Origin of the sequence: Vagococcus acidifermentans (assembly GCF_003987655.1) — a bacterium.
GTDB classification, from domain to species: Bacteria; Bacillota; Bacilli; order Lactobacillales; family Vagococcaceae; genus Vagococcus_B; species Vagococcus_B acidifermentans.
In genome coordinates this window covers 32451-53377 of record NZ_NGKC01000011.1, presented here as the reverse complement: position 1 = coordinate 53377, position 20927 = coordinate 32451, and the positions used below count along the sequence as shown (strand labels likewise).

The following is a 20927-nucleotide window of genomic DNA, read 5'->3' as shown; positions in this document are numbered from 1 at the left end:
ATATATCAGGTTTGTTTTTTTTATGTTACAATAAAACAGATATAATCAGATAAAATAAGGAGACACAATAGATGCAAATAACAACTGATAACAACCTGGAAATTCGAAGTATTCAGGAACAAGATATAGATGAGCTTTGGAAGCTCGCATTTGGGAGCAATGATTTGGAGTGGAAAAACTGGAACGGCCCCTATTTTAACGATCCCATCTACACATTGGACGGTTTCAGAGAACAGATGGCCAGTCGCCTGAACCGGGATGATTCTGCGGTGATTTTGCTGGACGGCCGTATCATCGGCGAAATTTCATGGTACTGGATGGACGGCAGCTTGAAGAAGTGGCTGGAATTCGGCTTAGTCATTTATTCACAGCAGGAGTGGTGCAAAGGACTTGGCACACAAATCTGCAAACTTTGGATTGATTACATCTTCTTGTCCCAGCCTAACCTCCAGCATCTTGGTTTTACCACCTGGTCCGGCAACAAACGAATGATGCGAATTGGTGAAAAACTCGGCATGACGCTGGAAGCCCGTGTCCGCAAAGTCAGATACTGGCAGAACCGCTATTTCGATTCCATCAAATTCGGTCTGTTAAGGGAAGAATGGCAGGCGCAGCGCTAATCAGTTTTTGCTCCGGAAAGTTTTTAATGGTCGGAAACGTAATGTCAAGTTATAGAAATGAGGAAATAGTATGTCTTTTGATGGTGCCTTTACACATGCCATGGTCGCTGAATTGAAACAGCTGCTGCTGAACGGCAGAATATCTAAAATCCACCAACCGTATCAGCACGAATTGATGTTGGTGGTTCGCAATAAAGGAAAAAATCAGACACTTTTGCTGTCGGCTCATGCCAGCTATGCGCGAATCCATCTCACCACTATCCCCTACAAAAATCCTGACGTGCCGCCCAATTTTTGTATGATGCTGCGCAAACACCTTGAAGGAAGCATTCTTCAACAGATTGAGCAAGTCGAAAATGACCGCATCGTGCATTTTACATTCAGCAAGCGTGATGAATTGGGCGACTTGCAAGATTTGGTGTTAATCGCTGAACTGATGGGCAGGCACAGCAATATCATCTTAATTAACAAAGAAAGCGGACGGATACTCGATACAATCAAACATATCGGCCCAAGCCAGAACAGCTACCGGACGCTGCTGCCGGGAGCCGAATATATCATTCCGCCGCAAAAAGAACAGTTGAATCCGTTTCAGGCAGATGCGGAAAAAGTTTTCCATCTCCTGTCGACTGCCGACCCGCTGGACGGGCGTTTTTTACAGCAAACATTTCAGGGGTTGGGACGTGATACAGCAAATGAACTGGCAGCGCTGCTCAACAAACAGCCCCAGCAGAAGCTTGCTGTCTGGTCCGATTTTTGGCAATCATTTGATGTCTCAGTCCGTCCGACTTTGACAATTTTTCAAAACAAAGAATATGTCACTCCCTTCCCTTTCAGCACATTGGCAGGCGAACAGCAGGGTTTTGACACGTTGAGTCAGCTTCTCGACGCTTATTATGAAGGCAAGGCAGAACGCGACAGAGTCAAGCAACAAGGCAACGAGCTTATTCAAAAAGTAAAAAATGACCGCAAGAAAACGGAAGGTAAAATAATCAAGTTGAACCAAACACTGCTTGACACGGAAAATGCCGAGGAATACCGTATAAAAGGCGAACTGCTGACGACGTTCATTCATCAGATCGAACGCGGCGCATCAGAAACTACACTGGATAATTATTATACTAACGAGCCGATCACGATTCAGCTGTCACCTGCGCTCTCGCCTGCTCAAAATGCGCAAAAATATTTTCAGCGCTATCAAAAACTGAAAGGCGGCAAACGCACTGTGCTGGAACAGCTTGAAAAAGCGGAGCAGGAACTGCATTACCTCGATTCGGTCTTGTCCCAAATGGAACTGGCGACCCCTGCGGACATTGACATCATCCGCGAAGAGCTGATCAGCGAAGGCTATATCCGCCCGGCAAAGGCCAGACGGAAAAAGAAAACACAGCCCAGCAAACCGGAACAATACACAGCCAGCGATGGCACTGCTATTCTAGTTGGAAAAAACAATTTGCAAAATGATACATTGACGCTAAAAACCGCCAGAAAAACCGATATCTGGCTCCATGCCAAAAATATCCCGGGGTCCCATGTCATCATCCGCGACAGTGACCCGTCAGATGACACATTAGAAGAAGCCGCCGTGCTCGCTGCCTATTTTTCAAAATACCGGTTGTCCTCCTCTGTGCCTGTCGATTACGTTGCGGTCAAACATGTCCGCAAACCAAACGGTGCCCGTCCCGGCTTTGTTATTTACGAGAACCAGCAAACCCTGTACGTCACACCGGAGAAAGAGATTGTCGAGAAGTTAAAAAAATAATGACAGACTTTTTTGATTAATGTATAATTTATATAAAAAACGGAGGTCGTTTGATGAGGTTTAGATATGTTGTAATTGGATTAGCCGGTATTGCCGGAATAACATTTATATGTTCATGGGTATTGTTCCATCGGTTGTTTAAGCGAAAATGGCCAAGTAAAACTGCTCTTTTCGGAATGACCATTATCTTACTTGGCAGTCTGGCAATGACCGGGTATACTGGTTATCTGTATGCCGGCATTAAATGGCGGGGACAGCGTCCAGCTCAGCTGGTAAAAATTGATGGCAAAACAATTGAAACCTATGCAAATGCTAAAGAACGGTTAATGCTTGTATCACCTTACAACACTATCGAACACACGCATCCGTCTGTCGTTAACTTTCCCAAAAAGTGGCACGGATACAAATATTGGCTGGCGACTACTGCTTACCCAAAAGGAGATGCCTATAAAGAGAACCCCCATATCTATGCCAGCAGCGACTTACTGAGTTGGAAGCCGGCGGCTGAAAACCCGCTGGATGAGCCCCGTCATCCCCAAAGAGGAAAAGACGGCAAAGTCATTCAATATAATTCGGATACCCATCTGCTTTATAATGATGAAAAAGACAGGTTGGAATTATTTTGGCGCTACGTGGACGATGTCAATAACGAAGTCACTATTTTTCGTAAAACGTCAACCGATGGAAAATCTTGGTCGGATAACGAAATAGCCTACCGTGCAAACAGACGCGGTGCTGACATGGTTTCCCCGGCTTTTATCAAGGATGACCAGGGCTACAAGGTCTGGTATGTGGCAAACGGCTATAAAATATGGTACCGTGACAGCAAAGAAGGTACAGCTTGGAGCGAACCTCAGGAAATCACCGTTCCATATCATGAAACGGATATGCGCCACTGGCATATTGACGTGCAAAAGTTTGACGGCAAGTATGAGATGCTTGTGGTCGGTTTTAAAGATTTACCCGATGTCAATTCACCGCAAGAGCGTCACACAATGAATGTCTATCACTCTGTTTCTGATGACGGCAAATCATGGTCCACTCTTGAGCCTGTTATTTACCCTTCCCAGGTTAAAGGCCAGTGGGACGGCAAAGGCTTATACCGCAGCAGTTTTATGAAAGAACATGACACCTACTATGTCTTCTATAGCGGTATCGGCTTTGATGACACTCGCGGGATTGGTCTATCTTACGGTAAAGACATCCGCCGGTTGAAAGGAATAGATTACTCTGACTACAAAGATCTGTACAATTAAATGAAAAAAACTCTGACGCAAAAAACAAACGTCAGAGTTTTTTATTTGTATTATAAGAGTTCTTTTCTCAACTGATTGTCAGACTTCGTGGAAAGATATTTCGGTGCAATATCAAAAATAGTGTAAGCACCCGTCTGGCCTTCTTTTGCCAGTCTTCCGCAGGCTCTCGCATAAGCCACCAGGACACTTGCTGTGAATTCCGGATTGCTGTCCAATTCAAGCGAGTAATCAATCACTTCTTTGTTCTGCTCACTGGTGTGTCCGACTCTCAGCACTTTTCCGCCGTGAGGCATTTTTTGTTTGTGCTCCGCGTTTAAGACGTCTTGCGAAACAAAGTGCACGGTCGTATCATATTCATCAAAGTAGTTAGGCATTGTGACGATTTCTTCTCTGATTTTTTCTTCAGATGCTCCGTCTGCCAGAACAACGAAACATTCGCGTGTGTGCTTGTCCCGTGTCGTCAGTTCCAGCTTTTCCCCTGCCTTGATGCGTTCAATAATCTCGTCGTTCGGAATGGTATATTGGACAGCGTCCAGAACGCCGTCAATCCGTCTCAGTGCATCCGAGTGCCCCTGACTGACGCCTTTCCCCCAAAAAGTAATAGTTTCGCCTTTTGGTAAGATAGCTTCCCCCATCAAGCGGTTTAAACTAAACAGCCCCGGGTCCCATCCGATAGAAATAATCGATACGTTGTTGTTTTCTTTTGCTGCCCGGTCCACGTTCTCAAAGTGCTCTGGAATGCGTGCGTGCGTGTCAAAGCTGTCGACGGTATTAAAATATTTGGTGAAATAAGGTGTCTGCTCAGGCAAATCAGTTGCTGAGCCGCCGCATAAAATGCAGACATCAATGTCGTCCTGTTTGGTGAAAAGATCATCTATTGAAAAGACTTCAGCTTTTTCAGCTGCCACTGTTTCAGGTGCCCGCCGGGTAAATACTCCTACCAGATTCATATCATCCGCATATTCAAGTGCCCGTTCGACGCCACGACCCAAATTACCATAACCGACAATTGCAACATTGATCATTTTCATCATTCCATTCTGTCATAAGATTTGTGTTACTGATAATCGATGTGCCGATTATTCAGAGGCTGAGCAGGACGTGAATTCTTTCCTCCCGCAATCTTGGTTAAATGATGACACAAATGTGCAGTCGCAGCTTGTACCGTATCCGCTACATACCATTCCACCGGCCCCACAGTCGGAGGCGTGGTCAATGAACCTGTGTAGTGATAAAAATGGCAGTTGTCAGGCAAAAACAAGGCAGGATTAAATGTGATTACCTCGTCTTGCGACACAATTGCTTCCAGCATCATTCGGTAGTCGTCAGCCAGATTTGCGTCAACCTCATTTCTACATAATACACCAATCACCAGTATTCGTCCATGATTATCCTTGTGAACAAGATGGCATTCAAGCTCTTCACGTTCGTTATTAAATGTGTGCTCACTGGGAATATGAAAATGCACATCAGTCAAATAAAATGCTGTTGTTTGACTGATAATATAATTATGACGGTCCACAGGATGGTGGTGGACAGAAAATCCATATTGTTTTTTATTAAACGTTGTTTCCTGATAATTGAAGGTCAATTCAGAAAAAGGTGCGCTAAATTGTTTTTCCTGACGTTCGATATTAATCGGTGATTGAAATGGAAAAGCAGCCGCATCACAAAATTCCTGATTGAGATGACACCAATTATCTGGTCCGTTTGCGCCTTGATATGACCAGCACTCGCTCATAACCTCACTCTTTCTTACATAGAATCTCTAAATATGCCATTTTTCTGGAGCTTGTTTCCATTCTTGGAGCAATGCGACATCGCTTTCTTTGATTTTACCTGTCTCAACAGCGACATCCAGCAGCTCCGTGTAATTTGTCAGCGTGACAAACGGCAGTTGGTGTTCGGCAAAATTAGCCACACCCTTTGGCAATTCATAAGTAAAAATCGCAGCCACACCCAGCACATCTGCTCCTTCTTTTTCAGCCGCAAGCGATGCGTCAATGACACTGCCGCCAGTCGATATCAAATCTTCGATAACGACCATTTTTTGTCCGGCTGTAATCCGACCTTCGATTTGATTCTGTTTACCGTGATCTTTCGGTTTGCTGCGGATATAAACCATCGGCAAATCTAAAATCTGCGCCACCCATGCAGCATGCGGGATACCGGCTGTTGCAGTGCCGGCAATCACCTCGACCTCAGGAAATGCAGCCTTGACTTTTTCAGCAAGCGCCCGGGCAATTTCTGTTCTGACTTCCGGGAAGCTCATCGTGATACGGTTGTCGCAATAGATTGGACTTTTAATGCCGCTCGCCCAAGTAAATGGTTTGTCCGGACTTAATGCGACTGCTTCAATCTCCAAAAGATGTTTTGCAATATTTTTCATTGATTATTGAACCCCGTTCCATTCATTTTTGATTTGTTGGTAAGCCATCAGAGGATTTTCCGACTGCGTTATCGGTCTGCCAACAACAATAAAATCAGAACCGATTTTCCTGGCTCTCTCCGGAGTGACAATGCGCTCCTGATCACCCGCAGCGGAATTCCTGGGTCGAATGCCTGGTGTAAGACAAATAAAGTCCGGTGCGATGTTGCCTTTAATCAGCTCCACCTCCAGCGCAGAACAAACGACTCCGTCCAGTCCCGCCTGATATGTCATTTTAGCATATTGCACCACACTGGCTTTCAACGAAACTTTGATGAGCTGTTCGCGGTTCATCTGTTCTTCAGATGTCGATGTCAGCTGGGTCACTGCGATGAGCTTGGGGATTTGCTGCGAATTACCGCTCCCTTCCCGCAAGCCCTCCAGTGCCGCGGCCATCATTTTTCTGCCGCCGGCCGCATGGACATTCGTCATGGCTACATCAAGCCGGGCAATCCCCTTCATTGCCTGCTTGACCGTATTTGGAATATCATGCAGTTTTAAATCCAAAAACACATCATGCCCCAGACTGCGCAGCCACTTGACGATGTCAGGTCCTTCCTGGTAAAAAATCTCCATCCCGACTTTAACAAATAACTTTTCCTCTACCGGAAATTTTTCTAAAAAGAGGGCAATCTCATTTTTAGAGGGAAAATCTAATGCAATGATTGGACGCTTCATTTTTTATTCTCCTTTACTTCGGTAATCAGTGATTCCAAGGAATCAATTCCCAGTTCATCCATCCGTTTCGGCAAGGCTTCAATCAATTTCGGACAAACATACGGGTCAGTAAAGTTCGCTGTTCCCACTGCCACAGCACTGGCACCGGCCATGTACATTTCCAGCACATCATCCACCGTAAAGACACCGCCCATCCCGATAATCGGAATTTCAACTTCGGCAGATACTTGATGTATCAGACGGATGGCAACCGGCTTGATTGCAGGACCGGATAACCCGCCAGTCCCGTTGGCGAGGACCGGTTTGCGTGTTTTCAAGTCGATTCTCATCCCCAGCAATGTATTGATCATGGTCAGACCGTCCGCTCCCGCCGCCTCGATGGCCTTGGCGATCGGCACGATATTTGTCACGTTAGGAGATAGTTTAACATAAACCGGCACACTGGCAACTTTTTTGACTGCTTCTGTCAGCCGGGCTGCCACGTTCGCATCTGTTCCGAAGGCAATGCCGCCTTCTTTGACATTCGGACAGGAAATATTCAGCTCAATGGCTTTGACATTCGGCGCATCGCCGATAACCGAGCAGACTTTGACGTAATCTTCTTCGGTCGAACCGGCCACATTGGCAATAATCGGCACGTCGTATTTTTCCAGTTCAGGCAATTTGACCGCCATGATGTCGTCAAGACCCGGATTTTGCAAGCCGATGGCATTTAGCATGCCTGACGGTGTTTCGGCAACTCTGGGCGTCGGATTGCCGAAACGCGGTTCGGCTGTTGCTGCTTTTACCATAATGGCACCCAGCTGACTGATATCATAATATTGCGCATATTCCAGGCCGAACCCGAAACAGCCGCTGGCGGGCATGATCGGGTTTTTCAATGTTAGACCTGGCAAAGAGACTGCTAGACGATTCATATAATGACCTCCCCTGTTTTAAACACCGGACCTTCATCACACACTTTTTTATTTTTTGTCTCATCGGTTGCCGACTGACAGATACAGGCGTAACAAGCCCCCATGCCGCAAGCCATCCGCGCTTCCAGCGACAGATAAGCATGCGGATGTTCAAGGTAGCGTGCTTCGACTGCCCGCAGCAATCCCGTGGCGCCGCAAGCGTAAACGGCTGTCGGCTCTTGGTAATCAACTGCCGCTTGTGCCATCAATACACCGACATGCCCGTGCGTGCCGTAGCTGCCATCATCCGTCGAAATAAAAACATTTCCCAGCTCTTTGAACTTATCTTCATAGAAACTGACTTCTTTAGAAGCAAACCCGAGCATGAAGACAAGTTGTGCCTGTTTTTCTTTCAGCTGCCGGCCAAGCTCATACAGTGGAGGAACACCGATGCCTCCGCCGATGATAAAGACTGTATCACCAGCGGAAACCGCATCTAAATCAAAGCCGTTGCCAAGTGGTCCCATCACATCCAGCTGTTCGCCTGATGCCATTTGGCTGAAACAGGCTGTGCCGTCACCTTCCACACGGTAAATAATCGTACATGTCCCGGCATCGTGATTGATTTCCGCCAAGCTGATCGGCCGGCGGAGCAGCAAATCCTCCCGCGGTACGCGGATGTGCAGAAATTGGCCGGGAGTATGCATCTCGTTGACCAACTCACCTGTCAAAACCAGTTCATAGATACTTGGTGCGATATTTTTTTGTGAGACGATTGTCATTAACTCTTGTTTCAATGCCATCCTCCATTTCCCCTTTTACAAGGCTGCTGTGGTAAAACTTCTTGACTCCAATACTTTTAAAATAGCATCCGCAGTATCCAGCGATGTCAAAAGCGGCACCCCGTGTTCGACCGATTCCCGGCGAATCAGGAAACCGTCGGAAATTCCGGAATGGTCATTGTCCATCGTGTTGATGACCAGTTGCGTGCGGCCCTGGCGGATAGTATCTATCACTGTTCTGTTGTCAGCATGGGCAATCTTGGAGACTGTCTGTACTTTCAAGCCGTTTGCTTTAAAGTACTTGCCGGTCCCCTCGGTCGCCAGCAAGCCATAGCCGATTTCGGAGAACCGTTTGGCAAGCACCAGCGCCTCTTCTTTTGCTTCATCAGCAATGGTAAAGAGAACTGAGCCGTAATCCGGCAGATGCATGCCTGTTGCTTCAAACGCTTTATAAAGAGCTTTCTCAAGATTGATATCCGTCCCCATCACTTCACCGGTCGACTTCATTTCAGGACCAAGGTACGTGTCGACTTTCTGCAATTTGGCGAACGAGAAGACCGGTGCCTTGACATGGACCATCTTGGACTCAGCGTATAAGCCGTCCTGATAACCCAATTCAGCCAGCTTTCTCCCTAAAATCAGCTGTGTTGCAACTTTTGCCATCGGGATGCCGGTCACTTTGCTCAAAAATGGCACCGTCCGGCTGGCGCGCGGATTGACTTCAATGACATAAACCGCATTGTCATGAATGACGAACTGGACATTCATCATCCCAAAACAGTTTAAACCGAGTGCCAGTTTTTTCGTGTAATCAACGATAGTCTGCTGTATTTCTTGCGACATCTGCTGCGGCGGATAAACTGCCATCGAATCGCCCGAATGGACGCCGGCCCGTTCGATATGTTCCATAATGCCGGGTATCAGCACATCTTTGCCGTCGCTGATGGCGTCCACTTCACACTCGGTACCGACCAGATAGCGGTCGACTAGGACCGGATGTTCCGGCGACGCTTTGACCGCCTCTTTCATATAGCGCTCAAGGTCATGCTGGTTCCAGACAATCTCCATTGCCCTGCCGCCAAGAACGTAGCTCGGGCGGACCAGTACTGGATAGCCGAGCCGGCTTGCAATGGCGATGGCTTCTTCCGAACTGGTGGCTGTGGCACCGTCCGGACGCGGAATATCAAGTGCCGTCAATGCCTGTTCAAATAAATCGCGGTCTTCCGCCCGGTCAAGATCTTCGATGGAGGTGCCGATAATTTTGACCCCTCTTTTAGTCAGCGGTTCCGCTAAGTTGATGGCTGTCTGTCCACCGAATTGAACGATGACGCCTTTTGGCTGTTCCAGTTCGACAACGTTCATCACATCTTCGAGTGTCAGCGGCTCAAAGTATAATTTGTCGGACACTGAGAAGTCGGTTGACACAGTTTCCGGGTTGCTGTTCATGATGATAGCTTCGTAGCCTTCTTCCTGAATCGCCATGACCGACTGAACGGTCGCATAGTCAAATTCAACTCCCTGGCCGATACGGATAGGTCCTGAACCTAGTACCAGAATAGACTCTTTGTTACTGCGCCGGCTTTCATTTTCCTCTTCATAGGAGCTGTAAAAGTATGGCGTCTGCGAATCAAACTCGCCTGCGCACGTATCCACCATTTTGAAAACCGGGGTGATTCCGGCTGCCTTGCGCTGTTCGTAAACAGCGTCTTCTGTCGTGCCCCACAATGTTGCGATAGTTCTGTCGGCAAACCCGTAACGCTTGGCATATGCCAGCGCATCAAGGTCATTTGGCGCGGCTTTCAGCCGGTCTTCGATTTCGATGATATGCAGCAGTTTATCTAGATAAAACAAATCAATTTTAGTTAAATCGGAAATCTCTTCGATATCATAGCCGCGGCGTATCGCTTCAGCCAGATAGAACAGGCGGTCATCTTGGGCTTTGACCATCCGGTTTGTCAGCAAGTCATCACTCGCTTCCGCCAAATCCGGCAAGGAAACATGGTATGTCCCGATTTCCAGTGAACGGACAGCTTTCAGCAGCGCTTCTTCGATATTGCGCCCCAAAGCCATGACTTCGCCGGTTGCTTTCATCTGTGTCCCAAGCAGGCGCTCGCCTTTTTCAAACTTGTCAAAGGCCCAGCGCGGGATTTTCGCAACGACATAATCCAGTGTCGGCTCAAACTGGGCATACGTTGTGCCGGTCACCGGATTGCGCATCTCGTCCAGTGTCAGGCCGACAGCGATTTTGGCCGCCAATTTGGCAATCGGATAGCCTGTGGCCTTGCTTGCCAGCGCTGATGAGCGGCTGACCCGCGGATTGACCTCAATGACATAGTAGTTGAAACTATCCGGGTCAAGCGCAAGCTGGACGTTACAGCCGCCTTCGATTTTCAGCGCGCGGATAATTTTCAGCGACGCATCGCGCAAAAGCTGGATTTCGATATCCGATAATGTTTGAGAAGGGGCAAAAACGATAGAGTCGCCGGTATGGATACCGACAGGGTCGAAGTTTTCCATGTTGCAGACGACGATAGCATTGTCAGCCGAATCGCGCATCACTTCAAATTCGATTTCTTTGTACCCTGCAATACTTTTTTCAATCAGGCATTGTGTCGCCGGCGACAGTTTCAACCCGTTAGTAGTGATTTCAATCAGCTCTTCCTCATTGTCACACATACCGCCGCCTGTACCGCCTAGTGTAAAGGCCGGTCTGACAATAAGCGGATAGCCAATTGAATTTGCAAATTCAATCGCTGCTTCGACAGTATTGACAATCGTACTTTCAGGAATCGGCTGTTCCAGTTCTTCCATCAGTTTTTTAAACAAGTCCCTATCCTCTGCCTGGTCGATTGCCGACAGCTTGGTGCCGAGCAGTTCGATATTCAGTTCATCAAGCAGTCCAGATTTTGACAATTCCATTGCCATGTTCAGACCTGTTTGTCCGCCCAAAGTCGGAAGCAAAGCATCCGGCAATTCTTTCCTGAGAATCTTCGATACGAATTCAAACGTAATCGGCTCAATATAGATTTTGTCGGCAATGCCTTTATCAGTCATGATTGTCGCAGGATTAGAGTTTACCAGGACAACTTCATAACCTTCTTCTTTCAGAGCAAGACAAGCCTGTGTGCCAGCGTAATCAAATTCAGCTGCCTGTCCAATGACAATCGGCCCCGACCCGATTACCATGATTTTTTTGATATCTGTGCGTTTAGCCATTAACCTGCTCCTTCCATGTATCCATTAATTCCATAAATTCGTCAAACAGATGCACTGCATCATGAGGCCCCGGTGCTGCATCTGGGTGAAACTGCACTGAAAAAGACGGGTGCTGTTTGTGACGGATTCCCTCGACCGAGCCGTCATTGATTTCCACGTGAGTCACCATCATTCGTTCCGGGTCAATCGATTTTTCATCAATCGCATAGCCGTGATTCTGCGACGTGAAATCAATTCTGCCAGTGGCGATTTCCCGGACCGGGTGATTGGAACCGCGGTGGCCGAACGTCATTTTATACGATTCCGCCCCATTAGCCATTGCCAAGAGCTGATGTCCCAGGCAAATACCGAAAATCGGCACTTTTCCTTGAATGCCTTGAATCATCTCAATTGCTTCAGGTACATTATTCGGGTCTCCCGGACCATTGCTGAGCATGACACCGTCCGGCGACAATGACAAAATCGTTTCAGCCGTTGTATTATACGGCAACACAGTCACGCTGCACTGCCGTTTGACCAGTTCCCGAAGAATGCTGTGTTTCAACCCAAAGTCCAGCACAGCCACACTTCTGCCCATGCCGGGAATGACGTAAGGTTTTTCGACCGACACTTGCTGTACTTGATTTTTTGGCAGCACCGTTGCTTTGAGCTGGTCGAACTCGTGTTTCAAATCTGACACTACATCGATGATGCTGCCTTTTATTGTCCCCGCTTCACGAATTTTTTTCGTCAATTTACGGGTATCGATACCGGAAATCCCCGGAATATTGTTTGCCTTTAAAAATTCATCGAAAGACAGCTGGGACCGCCAATTTGACGGACGGCGCGCATGTTCTTTCACGATGACGCCTTTGCACGTTGGCGAAATCGTTTCATAATCATCCCGGTTGACACCGTAGTTGCCGATGAGCGGATAGGTGAATAATACGATTTGACCGTTAAAACTTTGGTCTGTGACAACTTCCTGATACCCTGACATACCGGTGGTAAAAACCACTTCACCTGTTGTGGAAGCTGAAGAACCAAATCCTTCGCCTTCAAAAACTGAACCGTCCTCTAAAATTAACAAGCGTTTCATCTAATTTCCTCCCTTGTGCCATACCACGTTGCCATTCACCAGCGTGTAAAGTGTCTGCCCTTTAACCTCTTTACCGATAAAAGGCGTGTTGTTTGATTTTGAAGCAAAATCATCTGCGATAGTGACTGTTTCATCCAAATCAAACACAGCTATGTCTGCGGCGCTTCCGATGGCAAGTGTTCCGCAGTCCAGATTGAACAGGCGGGCCGGTACTACTGTCATCCAATTGACCACTTGTTCCAATGTGAAAATGCCCGTTTCCACAAATTCCGTGTACATCAGCTCAAAGGCAATCTCACTGCCGATGATGCCGAAGGGTGCTTTAAGCATGCTTTGATTTTTTTCTTCGCGGCTGTGAGGCGCATGGTCTGTGGCGATACAATCGATCGTGCCGTCAAGCAGTCCGTCGATTAATGCCTGCCGGTCCTCGTTCGCCCGAATCGGCGGGTTCATCTTGTAGTTGCCGATATCACCCGGTATATCGTTCTCCGATAAAATCAGATGATGCGGGCAGACTTCAGCCGTCACACGGATGCCTGCTTTTTTCGCTTCTCTGATTACTGCCACACTTTCTTTAGTTGACACGTGGCACACATGGTAGTGAACTCCCGTCTCCTTGGCCAGAAGGACGTCCCGTGCGATTTGGGAGGACTCAGTCGCACTCATGATACCCGGAAGCCCCAGCTTCTCGGACACTGCGCCTTTGTGCATCACGCCGCCAAACAGCAGCGATTCATCTTCTGTATGCGCGACAATCGCCATGTTGTTGGCCGCAGCTTCTTTCATTGCCTGATACATGACACCGGCAGTCTGAACACCGACACCGTCATTGGTGAAGGCAAAAGCACCGGCCTCCTTCAATGCCTGCTGGTCAGTCAAGACATCACTGCGCAAATCCATCGTTATCGGTGCATATTGAAGCACTTTGACGACTGCGTCCTGTTGAATCCGGCGATAGATGTCTGACAATTTTTCCTTAGTATCAGGGACTGGATTCAAGTTAGGCATGGCACAGACTGTGGTAAATCCGCCTTTGGCCGCTGAGCGGCTGCCTGTTTGAATGGTTTCCTTATATTCAAATCCCGGTTCTCTGAAATGCACGTGGACATCAACCAAACCAGGCGTGACCAACCCGTTTTGGGCATCAATGATTTTATCAAACCCGACACCTGACTGTTCAAAGTCTTTGCCGATTGCTTTGATAATGCCATCCTCAATCCAGATATCAACCGGAGTCATTTCGTTATTGTGGGATATCATCCGTCCGTTTTTTAGTAAAGTTTTCATTGTCTTCCTCCTATGCTTTTCCTGACATGATAGCTTCCAGAATCGCCATCCTCATAAACACGCCATTTGTCATTTGCTGAGTAATCCGAGACTGATACGACTCGACCAGCTCGTCCGCCAATTCCACATCTCTGTTGACTGGCGCAGGGTGCATGATAATCGCCTGCTCTTTCATGCGAGCGGCCCGATCGACGGTCAGCCCGTATTCCCGATGGTATGCCTCTTTCGAAAAATTTTCGTCCCCTTCATGTCTTTCATGCTGGACTCTTAACATCATCATTACATCTACTTTATCTACGACTGCATCAATCGGCTGGTATTCACCGTATGCTTCATATTTTTTATTGTACCATTCTTCCGGTCCCGCAAAATACAAATCAGCTCCAAGCCGTTTCAGCATCTTCATGTTGGAATTAGCCACACGCGAATGTGTCAAGTCGCCGACAATCGCAATCTTCAATCCTTCAAACCGGCCAAACTCTTCATAAATCGTCAGGACATCCAGCAGGCACTGAGTCGGATGCTGGCCGCTGCCGTCACCGCCGTTGATGACTGAGCAGGTAATCGTTTTGCTCTGGATGAGCTGATTGTAGTAGTTTTCCTCTGAGTGGCGGACAACTACCGCATCAACGCCGATTGCTGCCATCGTCAGCACCGTGTCGTAAAGAGATTCGCCTTTTGACACCGAGCTGGCTTTGGCGTCGAACTCAATCACATTGATACCCATTTTGCGCTCGGCCATTTCGAAGCTTTTGTGCGTCCTGGTACTGTTCTCAAAAAACAAGTTTGCCACAAAATATTGTTCCTTACGCGGCTGCCATTTTTCCCCATTTTTAAATTCCTGAGCCCGTTTGATTAGTCCCATGACTTCTTGATCGCTTAAAGATTCAGCTGTCAGCAAATGCTTTAAACTGATTCGTTCAGATGTAATGATCATTTATTAAAACTTCCCTTCGTTTTAATCTGTTGTTTCGCTTTTTGCATTCTCCGGCAATACAAGATTTAAAATGATACCGAACACTGTCGCCAGAGCCATACCGGAAACCTCAACCGGTCCGGAACGAAAACTCAAACCGCCGATACCAGTGACCAAAATAACAGATGCAATCAGCAGATTGCGTTTTTTATTGAAGTCAATGTTATTGTCGATCAAGATTTTCAGACCGCTGGAAGCGATGACGCCGAACAGAATAAAGCTGATTCCGGCAATGACCGGATTTGGTATGCTGAGAATAACAGCACTGATTTTACCGACAAATCCAAGCAAAATCGCCAGTACGGCTGCTCCTCCGATAACAAAGACACTGTGGACACGCGTAATCGCCAGCACACCGATGTTTTCTCCGTAACTGGTCACTGGCGGACCGCCGACTAACCCGGCTGTGATTTGTGCCAGACCGTCGCCGAGCAAGGTTTTTGACAAACCCGGGTCTTCAAAAAAGTTGCGCTTCGTCAATTTGTTCAGGACCATAAGATGGCCGATGTGCTCCGTCATTGTCACAAACGCAATCGGCGCCATCGTCGTGATGGCATTCAGGTACAGCTTCGGTTCGTATGTCACAAACGGCACTTCGAAGTTCGGCAGTGCAAACCAAGCCGCATCAGCAATCAGCTCCGTGTCAACGATACCGGCCGCCAGTGCCACGCCATACCCGCAAACAATCCCCAGCAAAATCGGGATAAGCCCCATGAAACCTTTGAGAAACATATTGAAGATAATGGTCAGCAGCATCGTCACCAGTGCAACTACGATGAATTTAGGGCTGTATTCGCCGTTATCGTACATCGCATTGTTCGCCGCATTAGCAGCCAGTCCCAGACCGATAACCATGACGACCGGACCGACGACAATCGGCGGCAGTATGTTGTCCAGCCACTCCGAACCGTTCCGCTTGATGATGAAAGAAACAATGACGTAGACCAGACCTGCCGTCATCGCCCCTTGAGCAATGGCCGGATAACCGTCGCTTTTCATCAGCATCTGCATTGCGGTAATAAAAGCAAAGCTGCTGCCGAGGTAGGCGGGTATTTTGCCCTTCGTCGTAAACAAGTACACGAGTGTGCCCAGTCCGGAACTCAGCAGTGCCACGCTTGGGTTGATTCCCACAAGAATCGGCACCAGCACGGTGGCGCCAAACATGGTGAACAAATGCTGCAGACTGAGACCAAACCATTTCAACCCAGTTGGTTTGTCATGAATATCCAGTACTGCATCAGTATTTCTAAAATTTTCCATCAGTTATGTCTCCTCCAAAAAAAAGCCTTGTTTCATACATTTTAGAAACAAGGACAAACAAAATCCGAGGGGCCTTTGAACCTTCCCTCTGTCATTTTTCGCTCTTCCCAGTCTCTCTGTACTTAATTTAAAAAGCGTCTCTATTAATCTGCCAGTTGACGGATCAATATTCTATCCTGTCCGTCCACTTCTTCCATATCCACAATAATCTGTTCTTTCATTGATGTTGGGATATTTTTGCCGACATAGTCTGCCCGAATCGGCAATTCCCGGTGGCCTCTGTCTACCAGTACCGCCAGAGAAATCTTTTTTGGTCGGCCGATGTCCATGATGGCATCCAGCGCAGCCCGAATCGTTCTGCCGGTGAATATGACATCATCCACCAAAATCACTTCTTTGTCGGTAATATCGACCGGTACGTTAGATGAGTGCAGCTCAGGCTCGTCACTGCTCACTTGATGCTGGTCATCCCGGTACAACGTGATATCCAGCTCGCCGACAGGCACTGAAACACCCTCCAGCTGCTTCAGACGATTGGCAATCCGGTTTGCGATAAAAATCCCCCGCGTTTTCACACCGACTAAAACGATATCTTCAATGCCGTTGTGACGTTCAATGATTTCGTACGTTATCCGGGTCAGTGCCCGCTTCATTGTCGTGCCGTCAATAATTTCCTTATCCACCATTATTTTTTCCTCCCATTTTGAATTAGTAGCCAATAAAAAAACTCTCAGTCTAGTACAGACTGAGAGGTAAAAGTACACAATTAGATACACTTCACCTAGGAAGTGTTGCTTTCTCTCCTTGTCAGCCTCACGGGACTATTTTTAAAGGATACTATATTATTTATTGTCTCTTGACATTCTACATCACTATCAGTGAATATGCAATGTTTTTTTTCTGAAATCACTACTTTTTTATCAGCTTATTTCTCTGATGAAGCGATCCGTTCCAGCGTATCACGGAAAACCGGCGGAAGCGGCGCCTCAAACTCCAGCCACTCGCCGGAAACCGGATGCTTAAAGCCCAACGCCGCCGCATGGAGAAACTGCCCGTTGCCGGCCAATGTTTTCCGCGGGCCATAAACAGGGTCGCCTGCAAGCGGGTGACCGATATACTGCATGTGCACTCTGATTTGATGAGTGCGTCCTGTTTCCAGCTGACATTCAATCAGCGTGAAACGCGCAAACCGCTCTAAAACCTTGAAATGCGTGACAGCCGCCTTGCCGTCTTTAACAACCGCCTGTTTCTGCCGGTTCTCCTTTGACCGGCCGATGGGTGCATCAATCGTGCCTCTTTCGTGGGGAATGACACCGTGAACCAGTGCCGCATATTTGCGCAGGGTGGTCTTCTCTTTCAATTGCGCTGCCAGCGATTCATGGGCGCGATTTGTTTTGGCGACCACCAACAGGCCTGATGTGTCTTTGTCGATGCGGTGCACGATTCCCGGACGGATGACATCATTGATGGACGACAAATCTTTGATATGATACAAAAGTGCATTAACCAGTGTGCCTGAACTGTGACCGGCAGAAGGATGCACGACCATCCCCTGCGGCTTGTTAACTACGACCAGTTCCTTGTCTTCATATACAATGTCCAGCGGGATATTTTCTGGAATCAAGTCCAAAACCTCAGGCTCAGGCGGCTCGATTGTGACGACATCGCCGGCCTTGACTTTGTAATTTGCCTTTTCAATTCGCCCGTTTACTCGTACATGACCTTCTTTCAGCCACGTTTGAATTTGCGACCGTGAAAAATCAGAGTACTTTTCAGGAATCACTTTGTCAATGCGTCCTGTTTCATCTGTTACTGTAAAATTCAATCTATCCAACGTGTGTTCCATCTTTCATCTGTGATTTGCTGCAAGCTGCTATTCTGCTTTGCTTTAGTCGGCCCCGTTTTGAGGAGCCTCTTCAAAAATCGCTAAATATGTCCCGTCTTGCTGCTTTTCAGCGCTGATGAGGCGGAGTCTTTTCCCGGGAAATTCCGCAACATCAAATATCTCTTTTTCTTCCGTCCGCGCCTCATCCAATTCGTCCCAGCTCTTGTAAGTCGCCCGATACGGACTGTCGTTAATATCCTTTTTCACCGGCGCGTCACCACCGAGCATCTGACCGTCCAGCTCCGTACTGCCGGTGGACACATTGGACGAATCAGGTGCGGTCTGCCGGGTTGACGTGTAATAGTAGTAGCCGCCCGCTCCCACGACAGCTATAATCCCAATTAATGCAAACAGTTTTTTCAATCTGTTTTTCCTCCTTTGGTTTCATCAAGAGAGCGCACACCAGCCACCACTTTTTTCACCGACTCATAAAGTTCCCCTGTATTGACGATGCGTGCTTTCCTCAAATATTCATGTCCTTCATAAAAGAGCAGCAGTGCCGGCACAGCCATCACCTGATATTCCGAAGCAACCTCAGGCGTCGCCATGGCATCCAGTTCGACAAACATGATATCATCTTGAAATTCTGCCAACAGACGCTCCAACTGCGGTTTCAGGCTGTGGCAGACACTGCAGTTCGGCTGGCCGATGTACAGAAAAACAAGCGGATTGTCTCGAATCACTGTGCGAACATCTTCGATCGTTGTGTAGTAGTTAAACATTTCCCTACCTCCCTATCGCACATATTGTATGCCAATTCTGTTTAAAAGCCTACGATTTTGCTTGGTCGACCAGCAGCATCCCCGTTACAGCAGGACGCTGAACCGCTCCTTGTTCTACGTAAAATTCTATCATAACTGCGCCAAACAAGCGAAAGATTTCCCGCATAGGCAGATAAGGGACAGACAGACGTTCGTCCAGTAGCCGTACTTGCCTGCCCAGCCGGTCCAATAAATCAGGCGGAAACTCACAGGCCAACTGCGCTTTGTCGAAAACTGGCAGCTGCAGCCGGTCCTGTCCCGCGGCATCTTTACCAATCACTTCAAACGCTTCAAGCGAATCAATAAAGATATCTTGGTCGCGGCGGTTCATTTTGCCGGTTTTAGCCATTCTACGTATTTTTTTAGCCACATACGGCAAATAAAAATGCGGGTTCACATCACCTATCAGTTCATAAATCGGTTCAATACAAGTGCCGTGACAGTCGCCCAACTGGACACAGTTGAAATAAGACGGCATATTTTTTTCAAACAGCCGGCCGCTGTCTTGAAAGGAAACAACCGTGTATTTGCCGGACGACAACTGTTTGACTGACGCCGAAGCAAAAAGTCCTTCCGTCTGCTCATAAAATGCCAGATAGTCCGCCGCCTGACTGCCAATGACTTTATCCGGCAGACAATGAAAAACATAATACGCCAGCAGCACATATTTTTTCTCTAAATCACCGGTCCAATCAGTCAAGCCGAGCACCTCATCAGAACACGTCTCCAAAAACTCACTGACAGAGGCTCGGACGACTGAAAGCAGGTCATAAAATGCTTGCGCGGATATCACCGGGGACGTCAGTTTGTACAGACGCTTGTCGCGCTGAATCACACCCATTTTGATGAAAAAGTCGATAAACGCATCCACCTGTTTGTAGTCCATGTCTGCAAGCTGCCGGATTTCCCTTAAAAAGATGTCCTTTTCTTGGTTCTCTGCGAGAAAAGTCAACAGCTTAGTAAACGCTGGTTGGGTTAAATAGCGTGCGCGTTTGCGGTCAAATGATGTTTCGCATAAATGTAGTTCCATCTATCTTCCTCACTTAAAATGAAAAACTTCCAAGACGGACTTGGAAGTCAATTTTTTAAAAAGCTTCTGTCAACGGCGGGACAACCTGTTTCTTACGGGAAACCACACCTTTAAGCAGTGCTGTGTTGTTATCGAGCGTCACTTGAAACGCCTCTTCAACTTTTTCTTTCGGTTCGCCGGCTACTAATGCAACTGAATCACTGTCTAAAATATTCGTGATAATCAGCAGGAATAAATCATAACCGTTGTCGGCGTTTTGCTTAGCCATCGCTTCTTCCAGTTCCGCTTGGCGGCTCAGCACATCGTTTATATCCACCGTATTCACCTGACCGATACGGACATTCTTATCTCCCATCGGGAAGCTTTTGGCATCCGCGTCAAGCAGTTCATCAGCTGTCTTATCTGTCAAATTCGTTCCGGCTTTCAACATTTCCAGGCCGTAAGACTGGATGTCCACCTTGGCAATTGCAGCCAGCTCTTCCGCCGCTGCCACGTCTTCCGGTGTGCAAGTCGGTGATTTAAACAATAAGGAATCTGAAATGATCGCCGACAGCATCAGTCCCGCAATGTCAGCCGGGATATCAATTTGATGTTCCTTGAATAATTTCAAAATAATCGTATTCGTACAACCGACCGGCTCCGCACGATAATAAAGCGGATTAGCCGTTTCAAAATTGGCAATCCGGTGATGGTCGACAACAGCCAGTACTTCCAAATCTTTGATGTCAGCAACACTTTGCTGTGCCTCGTTATGGTCGACCAGCATGACTTGCTTCGTTTCATTGCCGATTGTTTCTACAACACGCGGCGCTTTTACGCCGAAATGGTTCAGCGCATACGCTGTTTCTTCATTGACGTCTCCCAGAGCAACAGCCTCTGCCTCTACTCCCAGCTTGTTTTGTAAATAGGCAAACGAAATCGCCGAAGTAATCGCATCAGTGTCTGGATTTTGGTGTCCGAATATTAAAACTTTTGACATAATCATTCTACCTCCATGTATAAACTCATTCGT

The 20927-nt window shown here is 47.5% G+C and carries 20 protein-coding genes; 3 read left to right on the top strand and 17 right to left on the bottom strand.

Going from position 1 to position 20927, the window contains the following annotated elements; all coding sequences use genetic code 11:
• The first annotated feature begins 71 nt into the window (after positions 1–71).
• The 3 genes from CBF27_RS10085 to CBF27_RS10075 all read left to right on the top strand — a co-directional run bounded on the left by CBF27_RS10085 (position 72) and on the right by CBF27_RS10075 (position 3638).
• The gene (locus CBF27_RS10085) at positions 72–620 is read left to right on the top strand and encodes a GNAT family N-acetyltransferase (RefSeq protein ID WP_126814178.1); all 549 of its coding nucleotides are present in this window, start codon (positions 72–74) and stop codon (positions 618–620) included.
• 70 nt (positions 621–690) lie between these two features.
• Positions 691–2382, top strand: a complete 1692-nt coding sequence (locus tag CBF27_RS10080) for an NFACT RNA binding domain-containing protein (RefSeq protein ID WP_126814177.1) — start codon at positions 691–693, stop codon at positions 2380–2382.
• A gap of 176 nt (positions 2383–2558) precedes the next feature.
• Positions 2559–3638 (top strand): glycoside hydrolase family protein, encoded by a 1080-nt coding sequence (locus CBF27_RS10075; RefSeq protein ID WP_170175079.1) that lies wholly within the window; start codon positions 2559–2561, stop codon positions 3636–3638.
• Between the two features lie 50 nt (positions 3639–3688).
• On the opposite strand, the gene CBF27_RS10070 is transcribed toward CBF27_RS10075, so the two are convergent.
• The 17 genes from CBF27_RS10070 to CBF27_RS09990 all read right to left on the bottom strand — a co-directional run bounded on the left by CBF27_RS10070 (position 3689) and on the right by CBF27_RS09990 (position 20894).
• Positions 3689–4663, bottom strand: a complete 975-nt coding sequence (locus CBF27_RS10070) for a diaminopimelate dehydrogenase (protein WP_126814226.1) — start codon at positions 4661–4663, stop codon at positions 3689–3691.
• Between the two features lie 32 nt (positions 4664–4695).
• Positions 4696–5379 (bottom strand): carbonic anhydrase family protein, encoded by a 684-nt coding sequence (locus CBF27_RS10065; RefSeq protein WP_126814175.1) that lies wholly within the window; start codon positions 5377–5379, stop codon positions 4696–4698.
• A 27-nt stretch (positions 5380–5406) separates the two neighbouring features.
• On the bottom strand, positions 5407–6027 hold the full coding sequence (gene pyrE, locus CBF27_RS10060; RefSeq protein WP_126814174.1) for an orotate phosphoribosyltransferase: 621 nt from the start codon (positions 6025–6027) through the stop codon (positions 5407–5409).
• Between the two features lie 3 nt (positions 6028–6030).
• Positions 6031–6744 (bottom strand): orotidine-5'-phosphate decarboxylase, encoded by a 714-nt coding sequence (pyrF, locus tag CBF27_RS10055; protein ID WP_126814173.1) that lies wholly within the window; start codon positions 6742–6744, stop codon positions 6031–6033.
• Positions 6741–7661: a dihydroorotate dehydrogenase gene (locus CBF27_RS10050; protein ID WP_126814172.1), complete on the bottom strand. Its 921-nt coding sequence runs from the start codon at positions 7659–7661 to the stop codon at positions 6741–6743. Before CBF27_RS10050 ends, pyrF begins: the two co-directional genes overlap by 4 nt.
• On the bottom strand, positions 7658–8443 hold the full coding sequence (locus CBF27_RS10045) for a dihydroorotate dehydrogenase electron transfer subunit (RefSeq protein WP_126814171.1): 786 nt from the start codon (positions 8441–8443) through the stop codon (positions 7658–7660). Before CBF27_RS10045 ends, CBF27_RS10050 begins: the two co-directional genes overlap by 4 nt.
• A 15-nt stretch (positions 8444–8458) precedes the next feature.
• The gene (carB, locus tag CBF27_RS10040) at positions 8459–11638 is read right to left on the bottom strand and encodes a carbamoyl-phosphate synthase large subunit (protein ID WP_126814170.1); all 3180 of its coding nucleotides are present in this window, start codon (positions 11636–11638) and stop codon (positions 8459–8461) included.
• The gene (locus CBF27_RS10035; RefSeq protein WP_126814169.1) at positions 11631–12716 is read right to left on the bottom strand and encodes a carbamoyl phosphate synthase small subunit; all 1086 of its coding nucleotides are present in this window, start codon (positions 12714–12716) and stop codon (positions 11631–11633) included. The genes carB and CBF27_RS10035 overlap by 8 nt, the downstream gene beginning before the upstream one ends.
• Positions 12717–14003 carry a dihydroorotase gene (locus CBF27_RS10030; RefSeq protein ID WP_126814168.1) on the bottom strand — a complete coding sequence of 429 codons (1287 nt, stop codon included), beginning with the start codon at positions 14001–14003 and terminating at the stop codon, positions 12717–12719. It lies immediately after the preceding gene.
• A 10-nt stretch (positions 14004–14013) separates the two neighbouring features.
• Positions 14014–14940: an aspartate carbamoyltransferase catalytic subunit gene (locus CBF27_RS10025; protein ID WP_126814167.1), complete on the bottom strand. Its 927-nt coding sequence runs from the start codon at positions 14938–14940 to the stop codon at positions 14014–14016.
• Positions 14941–14961: 21 nt separating this feature from the next.
• On the bottom strand, positions 14962–16239 hold the full coding sequence (locus CBF27_RS10020) for a solute carrier family 23 protein (RefSeq protein WP_126814166.1): 1278 nt from the start codon (positions 16237–16239) through the stop codon (positions 14962–14964).
• 143 nt (positions 16240–16382) lie between these two features.
• Positions 16383–16925, bottom strand: a complete 543-nt coding sequence (gene pyrR / locus CBF27_RS10015) for a bifunctional pyr operon transcriptional regulator/uracil phosphoribosyltransferase PyrR (RefSeq protein WP_126814165.1) — start codon at positions 16923–16925, stop codon at positions 16383–16385.
• A gap of 239 nt (positions 16926–17164) precedes the next feature.
• A complete protein-coding gene (locus tag CBF27_RS10010) occupies positions 17165–18085 on the bottom strand; it encodes an RluA family pseudouridine synthase (RefSeq protein ID WP_126814164.1) in 921 nt (306 codons plus the stop codon).
• A gap of 42 nt (positions 18086–18127) precedes the next feature.
• Positions 18128–18487: a hypothetical protein gene (locus tag CBF27_RS10005; protein ID WP_126814163.1), complete on the bottom strand. Its 360-nt coding sequence runs from the start codon at positions 18485–18487 to the stop codon at positions 18128–18130.
• Positions 18484–18846, bottom strand: a complete 363-nt coding sequence (locus CBF27_RS10000; protein WP_126814162.1) for a thioredoxin family protein — start codon at positions 18844–18846, stop codon at positions 18484–18486. Before CBF27_RS10000 ends, CBF27_RS10005 begins: the two co-directional genes overlap by 4 nt.
• Before the next feature lie 49 nt (positions 18847–18895).
• On the bottom strand, positions 18896–19915 hold the full coding sequence (locus CBF27_RS09995) for a DUF1803 domain-containing protein (RefSeq protein ID WP_126814161.1): 1020 nt from the start codon (positions 19913–19915) through the stop codon (positions 18896–18898).
• Positions 19916–19970: 55 nt separating this feature from the next.
• Positions 19971–20894: a manganese-dependent inorganic pyrophosphatase gene (locus CBF27_RS09990; protein WP_126814160.1), complete on the bottom strand. Its 924-nt coding sequence runs from the start codon at positions 20892–20894 to the stop codon at positions 19971–19973.
• Positions 20895–20927: the final 33 nt, after the last annotated feature.